The sequence below is a fragment of the Streptomyces sp. enrichment culture genome (genome assembly GCF_964272855.1).
In the GTDB taxonomy this organism is placed as follows: Bacteria; Actinomycetota; Actinomycetes; order Streptomycetales; family Streptomycetaceae; genus Streptomyces.
This window is the reverse complement of record NZ_OZ186847.1, coordinates 2,007,957-2,031,892: the sequence shown is the minus strand read 5'-3', so window position 1 is coordinate 2,031,892 and position 23,936 is coordinate 2,007,957. Positions and strand designations below refer to the sequence as shown.

Here is a 23,936-nt window from a genome sequence, read left to right as displayed (position 1 = left end):
GGGAATGCGTAAGGAAATCCGAAGCGGGTCCGTAGGCGGGTCCGAAGGAAATCCGAAGGGGAACGAGAGGAAATCCGAAGGGCGCCCGAAGGGTGAATTGTCGGCAGGTCGACAACCGGTAATCGAAAAGGGCCGGACCTCCGAGGGAGTCCGGCCCTGATGTGTGTGCGTGTGTCAGGACGCCATGGCCTGGTCGGCCCGGCGGTCGTACTCCGCGCGTGCCGCGGCGATCTCGTCCTGGTGGTCCTCCGTCCAGACCACCAGGCTCCGGATGGTGTCGTGCAGCGTCGCCCCCAAGGGGGTCAGCTCGTAGTCCACGCGCGGCGGCACGACCGGGTGCACCGTGCGGCTGACCAGGCCGTCCCGCTCCAGCTGGCGCAGGGTGACGGTCAGCATGCGCTGGCTGATGCCGTCGATCCGGCGGCGCAGTTCCGAGAAGCGGAGCCTGCGGCGGTCCAGCAGCGCGATCACCAGCAGGGACCACTTGTCCGCCACGCGGTCGAGGATCTGCCGTACCTCACAGCCCTGCCGGGTGTCCCACTGCAGAGCGTCGTAATCGCCCTCGGTATCCGCGCAGTGAGTCGGTGACTTCAAAGTGCCTTCTTCCATGGTCGCCGAGCCTGCCTGAAAATTCCTGTGGTTACAAGTGGGAACCGCCTTTCATTCGTTTTCTCCACTTCTCCAGCAGGGAGTTGTTTCCGTGTCCGCAACGCAATCCCCTCAGGCCGGCGGCGCCGACCGTATGACCGGGCGCGCCTGGGGCGTGCTGTTCGTGCTCTGTGGCGCGATCTTCCTCGAAGGCGTCGACGTGGCCATGCTCAACGTGGCCCTGCCGTCCATCCGCGCCGACCTCGGGCTGTCCACCGGCATGCTCCAGTGGGTGATGAGCGCCTACGTCCTCGGCTACGGCGGCTTCATGCTGCTCGGCGGACGCGCCGCCGACCTGTTCGGGCGCCGCCGGATGTTCCTGTTCTGGCTGACCGTCTTCCTGCTCTTCTCCGGGCTGGGCGGTCTCGCCGACGACGGCTGGACGCTGATCGTCGCCCGGTTCGTCACCGGTGTGGCGGCGGCCTTCATGACGCCCGCCGGCCTGTCGATCATCACCACGAGCTTCGCGGAGGGCCCCCAGCGCAACAAGGCCCTGCTCGTCTACTCGGGCACCGCCGCCGGCGGTTTCTCCGTCGGCCTGGTGGTCGGCGGACTGCTCGCCGCGGTCGACTGGCGCTGGGTGTTCTTCGCCCCGGTGATCCTGTCGTTCCTCGTCCTCGTCGTCGGCACGGCCCTCATCCCCAGGCCGGCCGAGCCGGGCGGCCGCGCCGGCCGGCGGGTGGACGTGGCCGGCGCGGTCAGCGTGACCGCGGCCGTCCTGCTCCTGGTGGTGTCCGTCGAGCGCGCCGGACACGAGCCGGCGGGCGTGACCGCGCTGACCGTCGCGGCGGGCCTGCTGCTGGTCCTCGCGTTCGTGCTGATCGAACGCAAGGCCGCCGAGCCGCTGGTCCGTCTCGGCCTCTTCCGCAGCGGAAGCCTGGTCCGCTCCAACCTCGCCGGTCTGCTGTTCGCCGCCGGGTTCTTCGGCTTCCAGTTCGTCGTCGTGCTCTATCTGCGGGAGCTGCGCGGCTGGTCGACGCTGGAGACCAGCTTCGCGATGATCGTGATCGGGGTCGACGCGATCCTGTCGCCCACGCTCACCCCGAGGCTGGTGAGCCGGTTCGGCAACGCCCGGGTCATCTTCGGCGGGCTGCTGCTGGCGACGCTGTCCTACGCGCTGATGCTGCCGCTGGGGCCGGACTGGACCTACCTGATGATGTTCCCGAGCCTCATCCTCCTGGGCCTCGCCTTCTCGCTGGCCTACGGCCCGCTGACCATCGTCGCCACCGAGGGCGTCGCGGAGGAGGAGCAGGGCGTCGCCGGCGGACTGCTGTACACCTCCTTCCAGTTCGGTGCGGCCCTCGGCCTCTCCGCCGCCACCAGCGTCATCACCGCGGCGACCCACGGCACGAGTGACCAGGCCGTCCTCGACGGTCACCGCGCGGCCCTGCTCGTCCCGCTGGTCGCCGCCGCGCTCGCCACCGTGATCAGCGCGTTCGGCCTGCGCCGCAAGCCCGGCACGGCGTCCACGGAGCCCGTCCGGGCGCACGACGTCCCCGCACACGACGTCCCGGCGTACGACCCCGCCCTGGAGTCGACCGACTCCGCCCGCTGACCCTCGTTCTGGAGCCCCCGGCAGAACGCCGTCTTCACAAGGGCAGCCCGGCCGGCGTCGGCTACGACCCGCGGAACTTCTGGAACTCGGGCCCGTCGCACCCGGAGTACCACGTGCTGCGGGGCTCGGACCTGAGCAGCCGCATCTGGACGGACGTGGCCCACCGCTGACCGTCGCGCCCGGCGGTGCGCCTCACGCCGGGCCGCCGGCCTCCCGGCCCAGCTCCGCGTCCGCCGCCCCCCGGTGATCCACCGCGCGCCCCACCGCGTGCTCCGCCGTGAAGGCCTCCGCGCCGAGCGCGTCGCGGGCCCGCGACGACACGCGCCGCACATCGCCCTGTTCCGCCGGGGGCAGCGGCGCGCCGGAGCGCTCCCGGGTCGCCTCCGCGGTGCCGAGCAGCCGGGCCGCCCTGGCCGGCCGGCCGCCCAGCGCATGGGCGCCGGCCAGGCCCTCCAGGGCGAGCGCCACCGCACGCGGGTCCTCGGAGGCCAGTGCGGCGGCGAGCCCGTCGCGATGCAGGGCGAGGCTCCGCCCGGCGTCGCCGCGCAGCTCCGCGCAGAAGCCCAGTTCGGCCAGGATCAGCGCGACGCCGATGTCCGCGCCCCGGCTGCGGTTCCAGTCCAGCCACGGCCGCAGGTGTGCCTCCGCCGCGTCCAGGTCGCCCCGGCGCCGGGCGCCGAGTGCCAGCCCCAGTTCGGCCATCTGCTCGGCAGGCTGGTTGCCCTGTTCCACCGCCAGGCGCAGCGCCCGCCGGTGGAACGCGTCCGCCTCGTCGTGGCGTTCGGACAGCAGCGCGATCCGGCCGAGGCCGGTCAACCGGCTCGACACCTCCGGCCACAGCTCCAGGGACTCCGCGATCAGCAGCCCTTCGCGGTGCAGCCGGGCCGCCTGCTCGTACGCGGCGACGATCTCGGCGTGCGCGGCCAGCGCCTGCGCCGCCTTCAGCTCGCCCCAGGCGTCGCCGAGCCGGACGAACCGGGCGCGTGCCTCGGACGCGTCGTCGTGCAGGCTCGCCAGGTCCCCGCGCGTCATGGCCAGTTCGGCCCGGCTGCTCAGCGCGGCGGCCATGCCCCAGGCGTCGTCCAGGGCCCGGAAGTCGGCCAGGGCGCCGTCGGTCCGCCGCTCGGCCGCGGCGAGCGCGCCCACCTCCCACAGGGCGTGACCGACGAACCACTTGGCGCGGGCGAGGCCCGGGGTGCGGGCCGTGGGAGCGGTGTCCTGGCCGGGGGCCGGGCCGTGGTCCTCCGGCTTGAGCTCGCCGAGCAGCAGCCGTACGCCGTCACGCCAAGCGGCGGCCTCGGCCACCAGCAGCCCGGCCTCGGACCCCTCGGGGCCGGGCCGCAGCACCGCCGTGTCCAGAGCCGAGGACAGCGCCCGATGGGCCTCGGTGAGCCGGCCCCGCAGGATCCAGAACCAGGCCAGCGCGTTGACCAGTCGCAGGGCCGGCGCCGCCGACCGTGCCCCGCGCAGTTCCCGGAGCGTCCGCCGGAAGTTGCCGCTCTCCGCCGAGAGCCGCCGCAGCCACCGGCGCTGCTCGGGCCCGCCGAGGTGCGGGCGGGCCTCCTCGGCCAGCCCGGCGTAGTGGGCGGCGTGCCGCCGGGCCAGCCGCTCCGCCTCGCCCGACTCGGCCAGCCGGGCCTGCGCGTACGCCGCCACCGATTCCGGCATCCGGTACCGGATGCCGGACGGGGTGTCGCCGCGCACGAGCAGCGACCGGTCCACCAGCCGGGCCAGGACGTCGACCACGTCGGCGGCGGCCAACTCGCCGCCCGCGCCGACCTCTTCGGCGGCTTCCAGCGTGCAGCCGTCGACGTGCACGGACAGCCGCCGAAGCAGGGTCCGTTCCTCGGGTGTGAGCAGGCTCCAGCTCCACTCGAGGGTCGCCTGGAGCGTCCGCTGGCGGTGCGGGGCGCCCCGGTAGCCGGAGTTGAGGACGCGGAACCGGTCGTCGAGCCGTTCCAGCAGCTGGTGCGCGCCGAGCGCCCGCACGCGGGTGGCGGCCAGCTCCAGCGCCAGCGGGATCCCGTCCAGGCGGCGGCAGATCGCGGCGACGGCGGGAGCCGTCCCGGCGTCCACGACGAAGGACGGGTCGGCGGACCGCGCCCGCTCGACGAACAGCCGTACGGCACTGGACCGTTCCAGGGCGTCCGGCTCCGCGGAGTCCGGCAGTTCCAGCGGGGGCACGGGCCACACCGTCTCGCCCGGCACCCGCAGCGGCTCCTGGCTGGTGGCCAGCAGGGTGACGCCGGGTGCCCGTTCCAGGAGCCGGCGCGCCAGCGTCGCGACGTCGTCCACCAGGTGCTCGCAGTTGTCCAGGACGAGCAGCATCCGGCGGGACGCCGCGAACTCCTCCAGCCGCCGGTCCGACCGGCACCCCTGGCCGTCGGCCTCCGCCGCGGCGCTGCCGGGGCCCTCCCGGATGTCGAGGGCGGCCAGCACCTGCTGGGACGGACAGATCCCATGGGTCTCGTCGACGGACCCGAGCCCCGCGAGTTGCACCAGCCAGACCCCGTCCGGGAACTCGCCGACGAGCCCGGCCGCCGCCGCGACGGCCAGCCGTGTCTTGCCGACCCCGCCCGGCCCGGTGAACGTGACCAGCCGGTGCCGGGCCAGGAGCCGCTGCCCCTCGGCCACCGCGTCCTCCCGCCCCACCAGGTCGTCCGCGGCGAGCGGCAGGTTGGTGCGGGGCCGTGTCGGAGGCGCGGGCTCCGGCGGGGCCGCCGCGCCGCCCGGCGCGGGATCCCGGCGCAGGATCGCCTGCCGCAACGCGTCGATGGCCTCGCCGGGCGCCAGGCCCGGCTCGCCGGCCAGCCGGCGGCGCAGGTCGGCGTGGCTGTCGAGCGCCTCCGCCGACCGGCCCAGCTGGTGCAGCGCGCGCATGTGCGCCATCCGCAGCCGCTCGCGCAGCGGATGGGCGGCGACCAGCGCCGTGAGCTCACCCACCAGCAGGCCGTGCTCACCGAGGTCGAGACGCGCCTCCAGGTGCTCCTCGACCGCGGTCAGCCGTTCCTCCTCCAGCCCGGCGACCGCGGCCCGCACGAAGGGTTCACCGGCGAAGTCCGCGAACGCCGGCCCTCGCCACAGCGCCAGCGCGTCCGCGAGGGACGCCGCCCTGGCCCGCGGGTCCTCCAGGGTGCGGGCGTGCGCGACCAGGGCCCGGAACCGCTCCGCGTCGACGGCGTCCGGCGCGGCTCGCAGCACATAGCCGGGGGCCTGGTGCACGACCAGGTCGCGGGCGCCTTCCTCGGCGTCCTCCAGGGCGCGGCGCAACTGGGAGACCTTCGCCTGCAACGAGGCGGCGGGGCGGGCGGGCGGCGCTCCCGCCCACAGTGCCTCGACCAGCCGGGCCGCTGGGACGACCCGGCCGGGGTCGGCGATGAGACCGGCCAGCAGGGTGCGGACCTTGAGCTCCGGCACCCGGACCGGTCTCCCCGTCGCCGTGCGCACTTCCAGCGGGCCCAGCACCCCGAATCGCATGGCGCCACAGTAACCCGCAGGTCGACGCGGTCAGGCCAGCAACTCCACCTCCGCCAGGGCCGGTTCACCGTCGAAGACCAGACGGTAGTGCGCGTACGCGTCCGGTGACCGGACGGAGAACGCGCGGGTCTGCCGGTCCCAGCGGAACGACTCCGCCGAGCGCTCGTCCAGCGTCTCCCAGACCGTGCCGTCGGCCGAGCCCTGGAGGGTCCAGCCGGTGGGGGCGCGGGTGTGGTCGGCGGGGGAGGTGAGGGTGTACTGCACGGCCTTCACCCGCCCGTCGACCGGCAGGTCCACCGTGGTCACGGGCGCCTGCGTCGCAGAGGTGTCGTCGAAGAGCGGACCGCCGGGCCTCAGCGCGTCCGAGCGCGGGGCCGGCATCTCGTCGCCCCGGGTGATCGACACCGGCGCCGCGTGCTTGCCGGTGCCCCAGTCCGACGGCCTCGGGCCCATGTCGAACTCCATGACCCCGCCCCGCGCGATGAGCTTGTGGGGGAGCGAAGTCGACTGCCACCGGTGGCCGTTGATCCTCACGCCCTGCACGTAGACGTTCCGCGCGCTGTTCCGCGGCGCCTTGATCACCAGGTCCCGGCCGTTCTCCAGATGGACGGTCACCTTGGTGAACAGCGGGGAGCCGATGGCGTACTCGCCGCTGCCCATGACCAGCGGGTAGAAGCCGAGCGCGGAGAACAGGTACCAGGCCGACTGCTCGCCGTTGTCCTCGTCGCCGTGGTAGCCCTGCCCGATCTCGCTGCCCACGTACAGCCGCGACAGCACCTCGCGGACCTTCTCCTGCGTCTTCCAGGGCTGCCCGGCCGCGTCGTACATGTAGATCGCGTGGTGGGCGACCTGGTTGGAGTGGCCGTACATGCCCATCCGGACGTCCCGCGCCTCCGTCATCTCGTGGATCACACCGCCGTAGGAGCCCGCGAACTCCGGTGACGCGGTCTCCGGGGTGGCGAAGTACTCGTCCAGCTTGTCGGCGAGACCCTGCCTGCCGCCGTACAGGTTGGCCAGGCCCCGGCTGTCCTGTGGGGCGGTGAAGGCGTACCCCCAGCCGTTGGTCTCGGTGTAGTCGTGGCCCCACACGCGCGGGTCGTACGCCGAGGAGTCGACCCGCCAGTCGCCCCGCGGGGTCCGGCCCTGGAAGAACCCGGCCTTCGTGTCGAAGAGGTTCACGTAGTCCTGGGCGCGGTCCAGGAAGTACGCCGACTCCTCCTTGTAGCGCCGCTCGCCGGTCTCGCGGTACAGCGCCTGGCCCATCTTCGCGATGCCGTAGTCGTTGAGGTAGCCCTCCAGGGCCCACGACAGGCCCTCGTGGGTGTCGGTGGCGGTGTAGCCGAGGAAGGGCGAGGTGGCCATGCCCTTGCGGCCGACGCCCGAGGCGGGCGGCACCACCGTCGCGTTCTTCAGGGCCGCGTCGTAGGCCGCCTCGGCGTCGAAGCCGACGCCCTTGACGTACGCGTCGGCGAACGCGACGTCCGAGGAGGTGCCGGTCATCAGGTCGGCGTAGCCCGGGGACGACCAGCGGGAGGTCCAGCCGCCGTCCTTGAAGTGCTGCACGAACCCGTCGACCAGCTCGCCCGCCCGGGACGGGGTCAGCAGGGAGTACGCGGGCCAGGTCGTCCGGTAGGTGTCCCAGAAGCCGTTGTTGACGTACACCTTGCCCTCGACGATCTTGGCGCCGGTGTGGGTGGGGGTGTCGGGACCCGGCATGGGGGAGAAGGGCGAGGCGTACTTGTACGTCGAACCCACCTTCTCGAAGCCGGAGTTGGGGTACAGGTACAGGCGATACAGGCTGGAGTACAGCGTGGTCAGCTGGTCCGGTGTGGCGCCCTCGACCTCCACCTTGCCGAGCAGCCGGTCCCACTGGCGCCGGGCGCGGTCCTTCACCGTCTCGAAGGAGGTGCCTTCCGGGATCTCCTGGCGCAGGTTGTCCTTAGCCTGCTCGACGCCGATCAGCGAGGTCGCCAGGCGCAGGGTCACCGTGCGGTCGGCACCCGCGTCGAACCGCAGCCGGCCCTTGACGCCGGAAGCCGCCGCCTCCGTCACCGGCTTGTCGAAGACGCCGTGGAAGAACAGGCGGGTGGCGCCGGTCGACAGGCCCGACTTCACGTCCGAGTAGCCGGTGACCGTTCCGGCGGCGGGATCGAGGGTCAGCCCCGCCTGGTCCGTGACGTTGTCGAACAGCACGCTCGCGTCGTCACCGGGATAGGTGAAGCGCAGCATCGCCGCGTGGTCCGTCGGGGTCATCTCGGCCTTGAGGCCGTTCTCGAAGCGGACGCCGTAGTAGTGCGGTCGGGCGGTCTCGTTCTCGTGCCGGAACGGCAGCGCCCGTGCCGTGCGGCCGGTGTCGGGGGTTCCGGCGGCCGCGGACGGCATCACCTGGAAGGTCTGCCGGTCGCCCATCCACGGGCTCGGCTCGTGGCTCGCGCTGAACGCCTGGATCGTGGGCAGGTTGTCCGCGTTGTTCGCCCGCGCGTAGTCGTACAGCCAGCTCAGCGAACCCGCGTTGGTGACCGGCGTCCAGAAGTTGAAGCCGTGCGGCACGGCGGTCGCGGGGAAGGTGTTGCCGCGCGAGAAGGCACCGCTGGAGTTGGTGCCGCGGGTGGTCACCGCGTAGTCGGACAGATGGGCCCGGGGCCGCTCCGGGGGCGCGGCCTCCAGGGTCACGTCGTCCACCCAGCCACGGAACCGCGCCGGGCCCTTCGGGGCGTCGTACGCCAGCAGGATCCGGTCGACGGTCCGGCCCGCCGCCACCGAGCCGATCCGCGACACCACGTCGTTCCACTGGTTGACGTACAGCACCTTCGAGGCGCCCTGTCCCCGCGGGGAGAGCCGGAATCCGTGCTGGTCGGTGGCGCCCAGGTCGCTGAGGTAGGTGCCGTCGGTGAAGGCCAGGTCGACGGAGACGTGCGTGGCGGCGTAGTCGAGGTCGCCGTCGGCCATCGACGGGAAGACCCGGTACGACAGCCGGGTGTCGCGGGTGACTGCCACGTCGACGTCGAACACCTTGTGGTAGGCGTACGCCCGCCCGTCCGCCGTGTGCCGGCCGGCGTAGCGCAGGGCTCGCTTGCCGGTGAAGCCGGCGCCCGCCTTCGCGGTGGGGGAGCCGCTGGGGCCGCGGTCGACCAGGGACAGCATGTGCTCGGGGACCGGGCCGGTGCCGCCCCCGGTGGATAACTGCACGTCGGCGAGCTGGAGCAGCCCGCCTTCGTGGTTCTTGGTGAAGTCGATCCGGAAGTGCCGGAATTCAGCAGGTTCGGCCAGGTCGTACGATTTCGTCTGGAAGCGTTCGGAGAAGGACTCGCCGGTGCGGGTGTCCAGGGTCTTCCAGTCCTTGCCGTCCGTGGAGCCGCGCAGGGTCCAGTCGGCCGGGTCGCGTTCCGCGTGGTCGTTGGCGGAGGTGAGCGCGTACGTCCTGAGTCCGACCGGTGCGTCCAGGTCGAACTCCACCCAGCCGGCGGGCTCGAAGACCAGCCACTTGGTGCCGGGTTCGCCGTCGGTCAGGTTCTCCTTCACCTCGCCGCCGCCGCTGTTCTCGCCGCTGGCGCGGACGTCCGTGACGCGGTCGGTGACGTTGCCGGGGATGCCGCTGCTGTAACCGCCGTCGACGCCCGAGGTCCGCGGGGTGCCGTCCGGCGCGGTGTCGGGTGTGTTCAGCCAGTCCGGTGCCGGGTCCGCCGGCTCGAAGGAGGAGGTGAACTCCCGGTCGGCGGCCGTGGGGGCGGCCGGCAGGGCGACCGCCGCACCCGGTGAGCCGATGGCCAGAGCGAAGGCGGCCGCCGCGACGACCGCCGTGCTCCGTCTGTGCCGATATCCGTGTCGCATCCGCGAACACCCTCCCTGCGCCGCTGGACAACGTTGTCAGATTCGGGGCGCAAGGTCAGTTGTGACTCAAGTGATGGGCGCTGTCAAGGGTGTTGACTGCGTCATTCGGCGGGCGTGTCACGGATTTTTTCGGCGGGACACCGCGTCGGCGGCTCATATTTCCGGGAGGTCTCAACTCGGAAAAGACAAACGGCCAACCTTGCATTCGATCTTGATCCCCTGGCGGGAAGTGGACTATACCTGTCGGCGATTCACACGAACCGCACATCCTGTACGACCCTGCTTGACCCCACCGCGGTGCCGGGGAGGATCCGGTTCACCGCCTGAGTCCTGGAAGAAGGCGAGGACTTGAGCATGGGATCCACTTCCGCCGAGAACGGCGCCGGGAACAGTGCCGAGAGCACGGCAGCGCAGCACGGGACCGACGGTGTCGGCCGGCGCGCGCTGATCAAGCGGTCCGCCGCTCTCGGGCTGGTCTCCGTACCGGCCATGGGCTTCCTGTCCGCCTGCGCCAGCGGCGGCGGCGAGGAGTCGAACGACGACACCCAGGGGGAGACCTCCAAGGACAACCCCTTCGGCGTGAAGAAGGGCAGCAAGCTCGACGTCGTCATCTTCAAGGGCGGCTACGGTGACGACTACGCCAAGGCCTGGGAGGCCGCCTTCCAGAAGAAGTGGGGCGTGACCTCCACCCACACCGGCACCCAGGAGATCACCGGCAAGCTCCAGCCGCGGTTCAACGCCGGCAACCCGCCGGACATCGTGGACAACTCCGGCGCCCAGAAGATCAAGATCGACGTTCTCCACAAGAACGGCCAGCTCCTCGACCTCGCCGAGGTCCTGGACGCGCCCAGCGTGGACGACCCGTCGAAGAAGGTCCGCGACACCGTCATCCCCGGCACCCTCGACCCGGGTCTGCAGGAGGGCAAGGTCGTCGCCCTCAACTACATCTACACGGTGTGGGGCCTGTGGTACTCCGGCAAGCTCTTCAAGGACAAGGGCTGGGAGGAGCCCAAGACCTGGGACGACTTCCTCGCCATCTGCAAGGACGCCAAGTCCCAGGGCATCGGCGGCCTCGCCCACCAGGGCAAGTACCCGTACTACATCAACGTCGCCATCATGGACCTGATCGCCAAGAAGGGCGGCCTGGACGCCATGAAGGCGATCGACAACCTCGACCCCAAGGCGTTCGTCGGCTCCGAGGCGGCGCAGGCCGCCGTCGAGGCGGTCTACGAGGTCGTCGAGAAGGGCTATCTGATGCCCGGTACGAACGGCCTGACCCACACCGAGTCGCAGACCCGCTGGAACCAGTACAAGGCCGCCTTCATCACCTCCGGCTCCTGGCTGGAGAACGAGCAGCTGAAGCAGACGCCGTCGGACTTCGACATGAAGTTCCTGCCGATGCCGCTGCTCGAGGGCAGCGTGATGCCGTTCGAGGCGATCCGGGCCGGTTCCGGGGAGCCCTTCATCATCCCGAGCAAGGCGAAGAACCTGCCCGCGGCCAAGGAGTTCATGCGGCTGATGCTCTCCCGGGAGTGGTCGACGCTGTTCGCCAAGGAGGCGAACTCGCTGACCATCCTCAAGGACGGCGTCGACCCGAGCGTGCAGCTGCGGCCGGGCACCCAGTCCACCGTCGAGGCCTCCAAGGCGGCCGGCGACAACACCTTCCGCTTCCTGTACACCGAGTGGTACAGCGAGATGGACACCGCCATCCAGAACGCCTCCAACGAGCTGATGGCCCGGCGCATCCAGCCCAAGGAGTGGCTCAAGCGGGCGCAGGCGGCCGTCGACAAGGCCGCCAAGGATCCGGCGTCCAAGAACAACCGCCGCGAGTAGTCCCGCGCGGGACGCACGGTCACACCGTCGGGAACACCAGGGGCAGGAAACGCCAATGCGCAAGGGGCAGTACGGGTTCGTCGCGGGATTTCTCCTCATTCCCGTGGCGCTTTACCTGATCTTCGTCATCTGGCCGTACATCCAGACGTTCGGCTATTCGCTGACCGACTGGAAGGGCCAGTCGCAGACCTTCAGCTTTGTCGGGCTGGACAACTACAAGGCGCTGTTCCAGGACGACATCTTCCTGGGGGCCATCTGGCACAACATCCTGTTCCTGGTGTTCATCCCGGTGATCACCATTCTGCTCGCCCTGTTCTTCGCGTTCATGCTGAACGCGGGCGGCCGCGGCCGGGCCGGCGGGGTGTCCGGGGTCGCCGGTTCCAGGTTCTACAAGGTCGTCTACTTCTTCCCGCAGGTCCTGTCGCTGGCGATCCTCGCCGTGCTGTTCGGCGCGGTCTACCGCAGCGACAGCGGCGGCATGCTCAACGGCGTCCTGGTCAAGCTGGGCCTGGTGGACGCCGGCCGGCCGGTGGAGTGGCTGAACGAGCCGGACTTCGTGCTCTGGGCGCTGATCGTGGTCGTCGTCTGGCACGGCGTCGGCTTCTATCTGGTGCTGTTCTCCGCCGCCATGCAGTCCATCCCGAAGGACATCTACGAGGCCGCCCTCATCGACGGCGCCGGCCGCGCCCAGTCCTTCTTCCGCATCACCCTGCCGCTGCTGTGGGACTCCGTGCAGACGGCCTGGGTCTATCTCGGCATCGCGGCGATGGACATGTTCATCCTCGTCTCGACCATGACGTCCGGCGAGTTCGGCGGCGGCCCCGACCACCACAGCGAGGTCATGGCGACCGTGATGATGCGGAACTTCCTCTACTACGGCAAGAGCGGCTACGCCTGCGCCATGGGCGTGGTCATGCTGCTCCTCACCCTGATCCTGTCCGTGGTCATGCTGCGCGCCACCCGCCGCGACCGCGTCGAGTTCTGAGCGGGAGAGACGAGATGAGCGCACCCCTGAAGGAACCGGCGCCGGCCCCGGTCGGACACACGGTCGAGAAGATCCCGCCCCGCGCCGGCGAGCGGCGCGGCGAGGGCGTCACCCTGAACGCCTTCTCGCACGGCTTCCTCGCCCTGTGGGCCCTGATGATCGTCCTGCCGCTGCTGTGGCTGGTGCTCAGCGCCTTCAAGACCGACGCCCAGATCGCCGGCTCCGCCTTCGGGTGGCCCGAGAACTGGACGCTAGACGTCTTGTCGCGCGCCTGGGAGAAGGGCATCGGCGACTACTTCCTCAACACCGTCGTCGTGCTCCTGTTCTCGGTGCCGCTGACGATGCTGTTCGGCTCGATGGCCGCGTACGTGCTGGCCCGCTACCAGTTCTGGGGGAACCGCTTCCTCTACTACTTCTTCGTCGCGGGCGCGATGTTCCCGGTCTTCCTGGCCCTGGTCCCGCTGTTCTTCATGGTCAAACGGTTGGACATGCTGAACACCTACCAGGGCCTGATCCTGGTGTACGTCGCCTACTCCATGCCGTTCACCGTCTTCTTCATGCACGCCTTCTTCCGGACCCTGCCGACGGCGGTGTTCGAGGCGGCGATCCTGGACGGGGCCTCGCACACCCGGACGTTCTTCCAGGTGATGCTGCCGATGGCGAAGCCGGGCCTGATCAGCGTGGGGATCTTCAACACGCTCGGCCAGTGGAACCAGTTCATCCTGCCGACAGTGCTGATGCAGCCGCAGAGCGGCGACGACCCCGAGCGCTATGTGCTCACCCAGGGACTGATCCAGCTCCAGCAGCAGCAGGGCTACGCCTCCGACCTGCCGGTGCTCTTCGCCGGCGTCACCATCGCGATGATCCCGATGCTGGTGGTCTATCTGTCCTTCCAGCGCCAGGTGCAGGCGGGACTCACCTCGGCGACCCTGAAGTAGCGCTCCGCGCGCGACCGTGTGCACACCGTTCCCGGCGTGGGAGCGGTGCGCACACGTGTGTGCCTGGTCCCGGAAACTGTTCAACCTCTTGACGGGCGGCCCCCCGAACGGCTCAGCTTAGAGTTCACTAGTTGGACATAGACGGGGCCTCATCGATGCGGTCCCGCGCGCAGGAGGTCGTCGTGGAGACTCCGGGGTCGCAGTCGTCGCTGCACCGAGCCAACCTGGAGCGGGTCGTACGAGCCGTGCGGCTGGCGGGATCCCTCACCCAGGCGGAGATCGCGAGGACGACGGGTCTGTCCGCGGCGACCGTCTCCAACATCGTCCGGGAACTGAAGGACGGCGGGACCGTCGAGGTCACACCCACCTCGGCGGGCGGCCGGCGGGCCCGCAGCGTCAGCCTGAGCGGGGACGCCGGCATCGTGATCGGCGTGGACTTCGGGCACACCCATCTACGGGTGGCGGTGGGCAACCTGGCCCATCAGGTGCTGGCCGAGGAGTCCGAACCGCTGGATGTGGACGCCTCCGCCGCGCAGGGCTTCGACCGGGCAGAAGAGCTGGTCAACCGGCTGATCGCGGCGACCGGCGTGGACCGCACGAAGATCGCCGGGGTGGGTCTCGGCGTGCCCGGCCCGATCGACGTGGAGTCCGGCACGCTGGGCTCGACGGCGATCCTGCCGGGCTGGACCGGCGCCAAGCCGGCCGAGGAGCTGCGGGGCCGGCTCGGCGTGCCCGTGCACGTGGACAACGACGCCAACCTGGGCGCCCTCGGCGAGCTGGTGTGGGGCAGCGGCAAGGGCGTACGGGACCTGGCGTACATCAAGGTGTCCAGCGGTGTCGGCGCGGGCCTGGTGATCGACGGGAAGATCTACCGCGGTCCGGGCGGCACAGCGGGTGAAATCGGACATATTACACTTGATGAATCCGGCCCCGTCTGCCGCTGCGGAAACCGGGGCTGCCTGGAGACGTTCGCGGCCGCGCGGTACGTGCTGCCGCTGCTCCAGTCCAGTCACGGCACGGATCTGACCATGGAGGGCGTCGTCCGCCTGGCACGGGACGGAGATCCGGGCTGCCGTCGGGTGATCGCCGACGTCGGCCGTCACATCGGCAGTGGAGTCGCCAACCTCTGCAACCTTCTGAACCCGAGCCGGGTGGTCCTGGGCGGTGATCTCGCCGAGGCCGGAGAGCTGGTGCTCGGGCCGATCAGGGAGTCCGTCGGCCGCTATGCCATTCCCAGTGCGGCGCGCCAACTCTCCGTTCTTCCCGGGGCACTTGGGGGCCGTGCGGAGGTGCTCGGAGCGCTCGCACTCGCGCTCAGCGAGATGGGTGACTCGACCCTTTTGGACGGAAGCGTGTCCGGCGCTCTGCCGGCTGCGACACCTGCCTTCACTTAGAGAACGGATGGCACCGTTGCCAACCCGTTAAGGATTTACTTCTTGACGTCGCACGTGTGGCCGAGTTGACTTCCAGCCACCTCGGCCGCAACGACGCGGCCTCGTCAGGGAGGTTTCAGAAGTGAACACGCGTATGCGTCGTGCCGCCGTCGCCATCGCCGCGGGTGCGATGGCCGTCTCTCTCGCCGCCTGTGGCAGTGCTGAGGAAGCCGGCGGAGACAAGGAGTCCAAGGGCTCCGGCGCCGCCAAGGGCGACGACATCAAGATCGGTCTTCTCCTTCCGGAGAACCAGACCGCGCGGTACGAGAAGTTCGACCGGCCTCTGATCGAAGAGAAGATCAAGGAGCTGACGAACAACAAGGCGACTGTCGAGTACAACAACGCCAAGCAGGACGCCAACCTCCAGGCCCAGCAGGTCGACACGATGATCACCAACAAGGTGGACGTGCTGATCCTGGACGCCGTGGACGCCAAGGCGATCAAGAACTCCGTCCAGAAGGCCGTGGACAACGGCATCAAGGTCGTCGCCTACGACCGCCTCGCCGAGGGCCCGATCAGCGCCTACACGTCGTTCGACAACGTGGCGGTCGGCAAGACCCAGGGCGAGGCCCTGCTGGAGGAGCTCGGCGACAAGGCCAAGGACGGCCAGATCGTCATGATGAACGGCTCCGTCACCGACCCGAACGCCGCCCAGTTCAAGGAGGGCGCGCACTCCGCCCTCGACGGCAAGGTGAAGGTCGGCAAGGAGTACGACACCAAGGAGTGGAAGCCGGAGAACGCCAACGCCAACATGGAGGCGGCGATCTCGGCTCTCGGCAAGAAGAAGATCGTCGGTGTCTACTCCGCCAACGACGGCATGGCCGGCGGCATCATCACCGCCCTGAAGGCTGCCGGCATCGACGTGCCGGTCACCGGCCAGGACGCCGAACTCGCCGCCGTCCAGCGCATCGTCGCCGGCGAGCAGTTCATGAGCGTCTACAAGCCGTACGCCCCCGAGGCCGAGGCCGCCGCCCAGATGGCCGTCGCGCTGGCCAAGGGCGAGGACCTGGGCGCCATCGCCAAGGACAAGGTCTCCAGCGACAGCGCCAAGGACGTCCCGTCCGTCCTGGTCGACGTCACCTCGCTGACCCAGGAGAACATCAACGACACCGTCATCAAGGACGGCGTCTACACCGCCGACGAGATCTGCACGGCCAAGTACAAGTCGGCCTGCGACAAGCTCGGCATCAAGTAAGCGGCCCACGAGTCCCCTTCCCCTGAGGGACACGGGAGCAGGCCCCCGCCGCTCCCGTGCGGGACGGCCGCCACACAGGCTCCGCCGGCGCCCCGCGTCAACAAAGCCCCGCAAGCTCGTTGCGGGGCGCCGGTCGGAACACTCCGGGCCCGGGCAACGGTCCCGGCAACCCCCCAAACTTCTGCACAACCTCCCGCCGGGTCAGGCGGCGAAGGAGATGGTTCACGTGTCCGCTACGCCCGTGCTGGCGTTGCGCGGGGTCTCCAAGCGGTTCGGTGCCGTCCAGGCGCTCACCGACGTAGAGCTTGAGGTCCACGCCGGTGAAGTGGTCGCCCTGGTCGGCGACAACGGCGCCGGAAAGTCCACGCTGGTCAAGACGATCGCCGGCGTGCACCCCATCGATGAGGGCGCCATCGAATGGGAAGGCAAGTCCGTAACGATCAGCAAGCCGCACGACGCCCAGGCCCTGGGCATCGCGACGGTCTACCAGGACCTCGCGCTGTGCGACAACATCGACGTGGTCGGCAACCTGTTCCTCGGCCGTGAGCTGAGGAAGTGGGGCGTGCTCGACGAGGTCGAGATGGAGCGCCGTGCCCGCGAGCTGCTGACGACCCTGTCGATCCGCATCCCCAGCGTGCGTATCCCGATCGCCTCGCTCTCCGGCGGTCAGCGCCAGACCGTGGCCATCGCCCGCTCGATGCTGGGCGAGCCCAAGCTGGTCATCCTCGACGAGCCCACCGCCGCCCTCGGCGTGGAGCAGACCGCCCAGGTGCTCGACCTGGTCGAGCGGCTGCGGGAGCGCGGCCACGCCGTCATCCTGATCAGCCACAACATGGCCGACGTCAAGGCCGTCGCCGACAAGGTGGCGGTGCTGCGCCTCGGCCGCAACAACGGCGTCTTCGAGGTCAAGACGACCTCGCAGGAGGAGATCATCTCCGCCATCACCGGCGCCACCGACAACGCCGTGACCCGCCGTGCGGCGCGCACGAACGGGGAGGTTTCCAAGTGAGCACCGACAAGACCTCCACCAAGGCGGCCGCGCAGGACGAGCACCTCGTGGAGAACCCGGAGGCGGCCGCCGCGGCGGTCACCGCGGTCGACCCCCGCCTCCTCGTCCGTGAGGAGGGCCTGCTCGGCTACTGGAGCGAGTTCAAGCGCAAGATGCGCGCCGGTGAGCTGGGCTCCCTCCCGGTCATCGTCGGCCTGGTCGTCATCTGCGTCGTCTTCCAGAGCCTGAACTCGGCGTTCCTGTCCGCGCAGAACCTCAGTGACATCACCGTCACGATGGTCGGCACCGGCATGATCTCCGTCGGCATCGTCTTCGTGCTGCTGCTCGGCGAGATCGACCTGTCCGTCGGCTCGGTCAGCGGCGCGGCCAGCGCCATCGCGGCCGTCCTCGCGGTCAACCAGGGCTGGCCGGAGTGGATCGCGGTGCTCTTCGCGATCGCCGCGGGCGCCGCCATCGGTGCCGTGCACGGCTTCTTCTTCGCCGTCCTCGGAGCGCCCGCCTTCGCGGTCACGCTGGCCGGCCTGCTCTTCTGGCTGGGCTTCATGCTCCAGACGCTGGGCGAGAACGGCACGATCAACCTGGACAGCGACGGCTTCATCGGCCAGCTGACCACGTACTTCTTCACGGACATCGCCGCCGCGTACGGTCTGGCGGCCGTGGTGACGGTGGTCTTCTTCGTCACCTCGTTCCTGGGCAACAAGCGGCGTGACGCGGCGGGCATCCCGTCCCGGCCGCTGAACGAGACGATCCTGCGCACCGCGCTGCTCGCGGTGATCTCCTTCGCCGCGGCGTTCATGTACAACCAGTACAAGGGCCTGCCGCTGGCCACGGTGATCTTCCTGGTGTTCCTGGTGGCGACGGACTTCCTGCTGCGGCGCACCTCCTACGGCCGCAAGGTCTTCGCGCTCGGCGGCAGCGTCGAGGCGTCCCGGCGCGCCGGCATCAACGTCACCGCGGTGCGGATCTCGGTCTTCGCGATCTCCGGCGGCTTCGCGGCGATCGGCGGCCTCTTCCTGGCCTCCAAGATCGCCTCGGCCAACCAGAGCGCGGGTACCGGTGACCTGCTGATGAACGCGATCGCCGCGGCCGTGATCGGTGGCACCAGCCTCTTCGGCGGCCGGGGACGCACCTGGAACGCCCTCCTGGGCGTCCTGGTGATCGTGTCCATCCAGTACGGGCTCCAGCTGGAGTCCATCGCCGAGCCGGTGAAGTACATGATCACCGCGGGTGTGCTGTTGACCACGGTGGTCATCGACTCGATCACCCGCAAGACGCAGAAGACCGCAGGGCGCGCGTAGCACCGCGCCCCGCCCCCGGCCTGTGCCCGGCACCAATGGCGGTGCCGGGCACAGCCATGTCGGGCGGAACATTAGACTCGTCGAGCCCGGCAACAGCTCGAAACAGCTCTACTGCAAGGAGGCACGGGTGCCGCTGCTGACCCGCATCAGGGGACCGCGCGATCTGGACCGGCTCAGCCTGGAGGAGCTGGACCAGCTGGCAGAGGAGATCCGGACCTTCCTCGTCGACGCGGTCTCCAAGACCGGCGGCCACCTCGGCCCGAACCTCGGCGTGGTGGAGCTCACCATCGCCCTGCACCGCGTCTTCGAGTCCCCCAAGGACAAGGTGCTGTGGGACACCGGACACCAGTCCTACGTGCACAAGCTGCTCACCGGCCGGCAGGACTTCTCCCGGCTGAAGATGAAGGGCGGCCTGTCCGGCTACCCCTCGCAGGCCGAGTCCGAGCACGACGTCATCGAGAACAGCCACGCCTCCACGGTGCTCGGCTGGGCCGACGGCCTCGCCAAGGCGAACCAGCTGCTGAAACGCGACAGCCACGTGGTCGCCGTCATCGGTGACGGCGCCCTGACCGGCGGTATGGCCTGGGAGGCGCTGAACAACATCGCCGAGGCCAAGGACCGCCCGCTCGTCATCGTCGTCAACGACAACGAGCGCTCCTACGCGCCGACCATCGGCGGCCTCGCCAACCACCTCGCCACGCTCCGCACCACCGACGGCTACGAGCGCTTCCTGGCCCGGACCAAGGAGATCCTCGACCGCACCCCGGTGGTCGGCAAGCCGCTGTACGAGACGCTGCACGGCGCCAAGAAGGGCCTGAAGGACTTCATCGCCCCGCAGGGCATGTTCGAGGACCTGGGCCTGAAGTACGTCGGCCCGATCGACGGCCACGACATCGAGGCGCTGGAGTCCGCGCTGGCCCGCGCCAAGCGCTTCGGCGGCCCGGTCATCGTGCACTGCCTCACCGAGAAGGGCCGCGGCTACCAGCCCGCCCTCCAGGACGAGGCGGACCGCTTCCACGCCGTCGGCAAGATCCACCCCGACACGGGCCTGCCGATCGCCTCCTCGGGCGCCGACTGGACCTCCGTCTTCGGCGACGAGATGGTCAAGCTCGGCGAGGAGCGCGAGGACGTCGTCGCGATCACCGCGGCCATGCTCCAGCCGGTGGGCCTGGACCGGTTCGCCAAGCGGTTCCCGGAGCGGGTCTACGACGTCGGCATCGCCGAGCAGCACGGCGCCGTGTCCGCCGCCGGCCTGGCCACGGGCGGCCTGCACCCGGTCTTCGCGGTGTACGCCACCTTCCTCAACCGCGCCTTCGACCAGGTGCTGATGGACGTGGCCCTGCACAAGTGCGGGGTGACGTTCGTGCTGGACCGGGCCGGCGTCACCGGCACCGACGGCGCCTCCCACAACGGCATGTGGGACATGTCGATCCTCCAGGTCGTGCCCGGCCTGCGGCTCGCCGCCCCGCGCGACGCCGATCAGGTCCGCGCCCAGCTGCGCGAGGCCGTCGAGGTCGAGGACGCGCCGACCGTGGTCCGCTTCTCCAAGGGCGCCGTCGGCCCCGCCGTACCCGCCGTCGGGCGCGTGGGCGGCATGGACGTGCTGCGCGAGCCCGGCACCGACCGCCCGGACGTGCTGCTCGTCTCCGTCGGCGCCCTGGCCCCGATGTGCCTGGAGATCGCCGCCCTCCTCGACCAGCAGGGCATCTCCACCACCGTCGTCGACCCGCGCTGGGTCAAGCCGGTGGACGAGGCGCTGGCCCCGCTCGCCGAGCGGCACCGCGTGGTCGTCACCGTCGAGGACAACTCCCGCGTCGGCGGTGTCGGCGCCGCCATCGCCCAGACCCTGCGGGACGCGGGCGTCGACGTCCCGCTGCGCGACTTCGGCATCCCGCCGCGCTTCCTCGACCACGCCTCCCGCGCCGAGGTGATGGCGGAGATCGGCCTGACCGCCCCGGACATCGCCCGCCAGGTCACCGGACTGGTCTCCAAGCTCGACGGCCGGTACGACCGTGCCGCGGCCGAGGTCGAGCCCGCCCGGGACTGATCCGCCGCACCGCCTCATGGGCCGGTTCCACCACATGCCAAGAGTGGTGAAACCGGCCCATTGGCGTGAAACTGCCCGCGTCGGGGCATACGCAACACGCCCCCTCTCGATCATGTCGGGGACGACAAGCGTGGGAGGTACGCCCGATGAGCAGCACCCTCTTCCGGACGAAGAAGGTCGAGCAATCCATCCTCGACACCGAGGAGCCGGAGCACGCGCTCAAGAAGTCACTCTCGGCCCTTGACCTCACGGTCTTCGGCGTCGGCGTGATCATCGGCACCGGCATCTTCGTCCTGACCGGCACGGTCGCCAAGAACAACGCGGGCCCCGCGGTGGCCCTGGCGTTCGTCGCGGCCGGCGTCGCCTGCGCGCTCGCCGCGCTCTGCTACGCCGAGTTCGCCTCCACGGTCCCCGTCGCCGGATCGGCGTACACGTTCTCCTACGCCTCGCTCGGTGAACTGCCCGCCTGGATCATCGGGTGGGACCTGGTCCTGGAGTTCGCGCTCGGCACGGCGGTGGTGGCCGTCGGCTGGTCGGGCTACGTCCAGTCACTGCTGGACAACGCGGGCTGGCACATGCCCGCGGTGCTCGGCAGCCGGGAGGGCGCCGAGGGCTTCGGCTTCGACCTCCTCGCCGCCGTGCTGGTCCTGCTGCTCACCGTGATCCTGGTGATCGGCATGAAGCTGTCCGCGCGGGTCACCCAGGTCGTCGTCGCCATCAAGGTGACCGTCGTCCTCGTCGTGATCATCGCCGGCGCCTTCCTGATCAACAGCGCCAACTACAAGCCGTTCGTCCCCAAGGCGCAGGAAGTGCCCGCCGCGGACAGTCTCCAGGCCCCGCTGATCCAGTTGATGTTCGGATGGGCGCCCTCCAACTTCGGCGTGATGGGCATCTTCACCGCCGCCTCCGTCGTCTTCTTCGCCTTCATCGGCTTCGACGTGGTGGCCACCGCCGCCGAGGAGACCCGAAACCCGCAGCGCGACATGCCGCGCGGCATCCTCGGCTCGCTGCTGATCTGCACCACCCTGTACGTCCTCGTGTCGATCGTCGTCACCGGTATGCAGCACTACAGCCGGCTCTCCGAGAGCGCCCCGCTCGCCGACGCCTTCAAGGCCACCGGGCACCCCTGGTACGCGGGCTTCATCAGCTTCGGCGCCGCCGTCGGCCTCACCACCGTCTGCATGATCCTGCTGCTCGGCCAGACCCGGGTGTTCTTCGCGATGAGCCGTGACGGGCTGCTGCCCCGGTTCTTCTCCCACGTCCACCCCCGCTTCAAGACCCCGCACCGCCCCACCATCCTGCTCGGCGTCCTCATCGCGGTCCTCGCCGGCTTCACCCCGCTGAACGAACTGGCCGCGCTGGTGAACATCGGCACCCTGTTCGCCTTCGTGGTGGTGGCGATCGGCGTGATCGTCCTCCGCCGCACCCGCCCCGACCTGCACCGCGCCTTCCGCACCCCGTGGGTGCCGGTCATCCCGATCCTGTCGGTGGCGGCGTCGCTGTGGCTGATGGTGAACCTGCCCGCCGAGACCTGGGTGCGGTTCGCGATCTGGATGGCGGTCGGGTTCGTCGTCTACTTCGTGTACGGCCGCTCCCACAGCCGCCTCGGCACGCACGAGGAGACCACGGTCGAGGACGTCGTCGAGGGCCACCCCCACCACGACCGCCCGCACCCCCACCACGGCCGCTCCCACCCCGACCAGTAGCCGACCGCTGCCCACGTGGCGTCACCACCCCGCCCACGCACGGCCCCGTATGTCCCGCTTCGGTGGGAGGTGCGGGGCCGGATAGCGTTCGCCCCATGCGCGCCCAGCCCCTCGCCCCGACACATACCGTCACCGGGTCCCGTGCGGACCGCGGCTACTGGCGGAGGCTGCTGCCCGCGCTGGCCCTGCTCGCCTGCGTCACCCGCCTGCCCTCCTTCGCCCGGCCGCTGTGGAACCCCGACGAGGGCTACCTCGCCGTACAGGCGCGGATACTGGCGCACGGCGGACAGCTCTACGAGACGGTCGTCGACCGCAAGCCGCCCCTGGTGCCCTGGCTGTACGAGGCGGCCTTCGCGCTGACCGGCCCCGGCTCGCTCACCACCGTCCGGGTGCTCGCGATCCTCGCCCAGCTGCTCACCGCCGCCCTGCTCGCCTCGCTGGCCCGCCGCCGCTGGGGCGACCGCGCGGGCCGCACCGCCGGCGTGCTCCATCTGCTGCTCTCCGTGGGGCTCAACCCCGAGGACGCGCAGGCCGCCGGGTTCGAGCTGTTCATACTGCCGGGAACCGCCGCCGCGATGTGGTGCGCCGACCGGCGCCGCTGGGGCGCGGCTGGCGCGGCCGCCGCCTGCGCCTTCCTCGCCAAACAGACCGGGGCGGCCGTGCTGCTGCCCGTGCTGTGGCTGTGCGTCACCTCGGGCGCCGCGCGCACCGGCCTGGCCCGGCTGGCCGCCGGGGCGGCCCTGCCCGTCGTGGCGGCCGCCCTGCTCACCGACCCGGCAGGCTTCCTGTTCTGGACCGTCACCGGCTCCACGGCCTACGCCACCCTCACCGGCTCCGGACTGCACGCCCTGACCCGCGGCGTGGGCAACGCGGCGATCCTCGCGGCGGCCTGCGCGGGAGTGCTCCCCGCGGTCGCGCGGATACTGCGGCGCGACCGCACCGGGGCCGGCGACCTGTGGCTGTGGCTCGCCGCCTCCGCCGGGGCGGTGCTGACCGGCTTCCACTTCTTCGGCCACTACTACCTGCAACTCGTACCGCCCCTCGCCCTGCTGGCGGCGGCGGCCCTGCGACACGCGCCCCGCGAACGCCTGGCGCGGGCCGTCCTCGCCTCCGGCTGCGCCTGCGCCGCCTTCCTCGCCTGGGCCCTGACCGCGCCGCGCCCCGAACTCGCCCACGCCCAGCGGCTCGCCGAGGCCACCGCCCGCCGTACCGAACCCGGCGACCGCGTGCTGATCTGGGGCATGCACCCGGAGACGTACTGGTTCGCCGGCCGTGCCCCCGCCAGCCGCTATCTCACCGCGGGACTGCTCACCAACTACAGCGGCGGACGCGACGGCGCCCGGGTCGGCGAGCAGCACGCCGTCGACGGGGCCTGGCCGGTGTTCCGCCGGGAGCTGGCCGCCGACGCCCCGGCGCTGATCGTCGACGACTCCCGGGGCAAGCCGTACGCACCGGCACGACTGCCGACCCTGCGGCGGCTGCTGACGGACCGCTACGAGGTGGTGGGCAGGGTGGACGGGGCGGTGCTGTACGCGCGGATCCCCTGAGCCCGGCCGCCCGGCGTCAGCCGCGCACCGTACGCGGCCCCGCCACCTCCGCGCCCAGGTCCGTCACCCGGCGGCGCAGTTCCCGGTCGGCCGTGACCACCAGGCAGGGCCGCTCGCCGGCCGCGGCGACCAGTTCGACCATGCGGTCGTCGCCGCTGCCGGGCGCCGCCTCGACCCGCACGCCGGGCACCGAGTCCACACCGCGGGCCGCGCCCTCCACCACCAGTACGATCTCGGTGGGCTCCGCACGCCCCGGCAGCCCGTCCGCCGCCAGCCGGTCCCGCAGCCGCTCCGCCGCCCCGCGCCGGTCCCGCCACCATCCGTCGGGCACCGACCCGACCACGTTCGCGGCGTCGACGATGACCAGCAACGGGACACTCATGCCCCCAGGGTCGCACGGGCCCACCCGGCGAACCGCGTCCGCCGCCCGATTA

Annotated in this window: 15 protein-coding genes; 11 read left to right on the top strand and 4 right to left on the bottom strand. The window is 70.8% G+C overall.

Annotation, left to right across the window (positions count from 1 at the left end; genetic code table 11):
* Positions 1-174: 174 nt before the first annotated feature.
* Positions 175-609, bottom strand: a complete 435-nt coding sequence (locus ACSU6L_RS08780) for a winged helix-turn-helix transcriptional regulator (protein ID WP_437055219.1) — start codon at positions 607-609, stop codon at positions 175-177.
* Between the two features lie 133 nt (positions 610-742).
* Between ACSU6L_RS08780 and ACSU6L_RS08775 the strand changes: the two genes are divergently transcribed.
* The gene (locus tag ACSU6L_RS08775; protein WP_437064819.1) at positions 743-2,203 is read left to right on the top strand and encodes an MFS transporter; all 1,461 of its coding nucleotides are present in this window, start codon (positions 743-745) and stop codon (positions 2,201-2,203) included.
* Between the two features lie 192 nt (positions 2,204-2,395).
* Here ACSU6L_RS08775 and ACSU6L_RS08770 read toward each other — a convergent pair whose 3' ends face one another.
* Positions 2,396-5,680, bottom strand: coding sequence for a BTAD domain-containing putative transcriptional regulator (locus tag ACSU6L_RS08770; protein WP_437055217.1), 3,285 nt, complete (start codon positions 5,678-5,680; stop codon positions 2,396-2,398).
* Between the two features lie 30 nt (positions 5,681-5,710).
* Positions 5,711-9,511, bottom strand: a complete 3,801-nt coding sequence (locus ACSU6L_RS08765; RefSeq protein ID WP_437055215.1) for a GH92 family glycosyl hydrolase — start codon at positions 9,509-9,511, stop codon at positions 5,711-5,713.
* Positions 9,512-9,865: 354 nt separating this feature from the next.
* Here ACSU6L_RS08765 and ngcE point away from each other — a divergent pair, with 354 nt between their 5' ends.
* The 10 genes from ngcE (at position 9,866) to ACSU6L_RS08715 (ending at position 23,502) form a co-directional block, all read left to right on the top strand.
* Positions 9,866-11,344, top strand: coding sequence for an N-acetylglucosamine/diacetylchitobiose ABC transporter substrate-binding protein (ngcE, locus tag ACSU6L_RS08760; protein WP_437055213.1), 1,479 nt, complete (start codon positions 9,866-9,868; stop codon positions 11,342-11,344).
* A gap of 55 nt (positions 11,345-11,399) precedes the next feature.
* A complete protein-coding gene (locus ACSU6L_RS08755) occupies positions 11,400-12,329 on the top strand; it encodes a carbohydrate ABC transporter permease (RefSeq protein WP_437055211.1) in 930 nt (309 codons plus the stop codon).
* Between the two features lie 14 nt (positions 12,330-12,343).
* On the top strand, positions 12,344-13,267 hold the full coding sequence (locus ACSU6L_RS08750) for a carbohydrate ABC transporter permease (protein ID WP_437055209.1): 924 nt from the start codon (positions 12,344-12,346) through the stop codon (positions 13,265-13,267).
* 182 nt (positions 13,268-13,449) lie between these two features.
* Positions 13,450-14,661, top strand: a complete 1,212-nt coding sequence (locus ACSU6L_RS08745) for an ROK family transcriptional regulator (RefSeq protein ID WP_073939545.1) — start codon at positions 13,450-13,452, stop codon at positions 14,659-14,661.
* A 133-nt stretch (positions 14,662-14,794) separates the two neighbouring features.
* Positions 14,795-15,895, top strand: coding sequence for a sugar ABC transporter substrate-binding protein (locus tag ACSU6L_RS08740; RefSeq protein ID WP_073939225.1), 1,101 nt, complete (start codon positions 14,795-14,797; stop codon positions 15,893-15,895).
* Positions 15,896-16,112: 217 nt separating this feature from the next.
* A complete protein-coding gene (locus ACSU6L_RS08735) occupies positions 16,113-16,904 on the top strand; it encodes an ATP-binding cassette domain-containing protein (RefSeq protein WP_437055206.1) in 792 nt (263 codons plus the stop codon).
* The gene (locus ACSU6L_RS08730; RefSeq protein ID WP_437055204.1) at positions 16,901-18,202 is read left to right on the top strand and encodes a sugar ABC transporter permease; all 1,302 of its coding nucleotides are present in this window, start codon (positions 16,901-16,903) and stop codon (positions 18,200-18,202) included. Before ACSU6L_RS08735 ends, ACSU6L_RS08730 begins: the two co-directional genes overlap by 4 nt.
* A 127-nt stretch (positions 18,203-18,329) precedes the next feature.
* Positions 18,330-20,249, top strand: coding sequence for a 1-deoxy-D-xylulose-5-phosphate synthase (gene dxs, locus ACSU6L_RS08725; protein WP_437055202.1), 1,920 nt, complete (start codon positions 18,330-18,332; stop codon positions 20,247-20,249).
* A gap of 146 nt (positions 20,250-20,395) precedes the next feature.
* Complete coding sequence (locus ACSU6L_RS08720) at positions 20,396-21,955, top strand: amino acid permease (protein ID WP_437055200.1); 1,560 nt, start codon at positions 20,396-20,398, stop codon at positions 21,953-21,955.
* Between the two features lie 95 nt (positions 21,956-22,050).
* Positions 22,051-23,502 carry a glycosyltransferase family 39 protein gene (locus tag ACSU6L_RS08715; RefSeq protein WP_437055198.1) on the top strand — a complete coding sequence of 484 codons (1,452 nt, stop codon included), beginning with the start codon at positions 22,051-22,053 and terminating at the stop codon, positions 23,500-23,502.
* Between the two features lie 16 nt (positions 23,503-23,518).
* Here ACSU6L_RS08715 and ACSU6L_RS08710 read toward each other — a convergent pair whose 3' ends face one another.
* A complete protein-coding gene (locus ACSU6L_RS08710; RefSeq protein WP_437055196.1) occupies positions 23,519-23,884 on the bottom strand; it encodes an NTP pyrophosphohydrolase in 366 nt (121 codons plus the stop codon).
* Positions 23,885-23,936 lie beyond the last annotated feature (52 nt).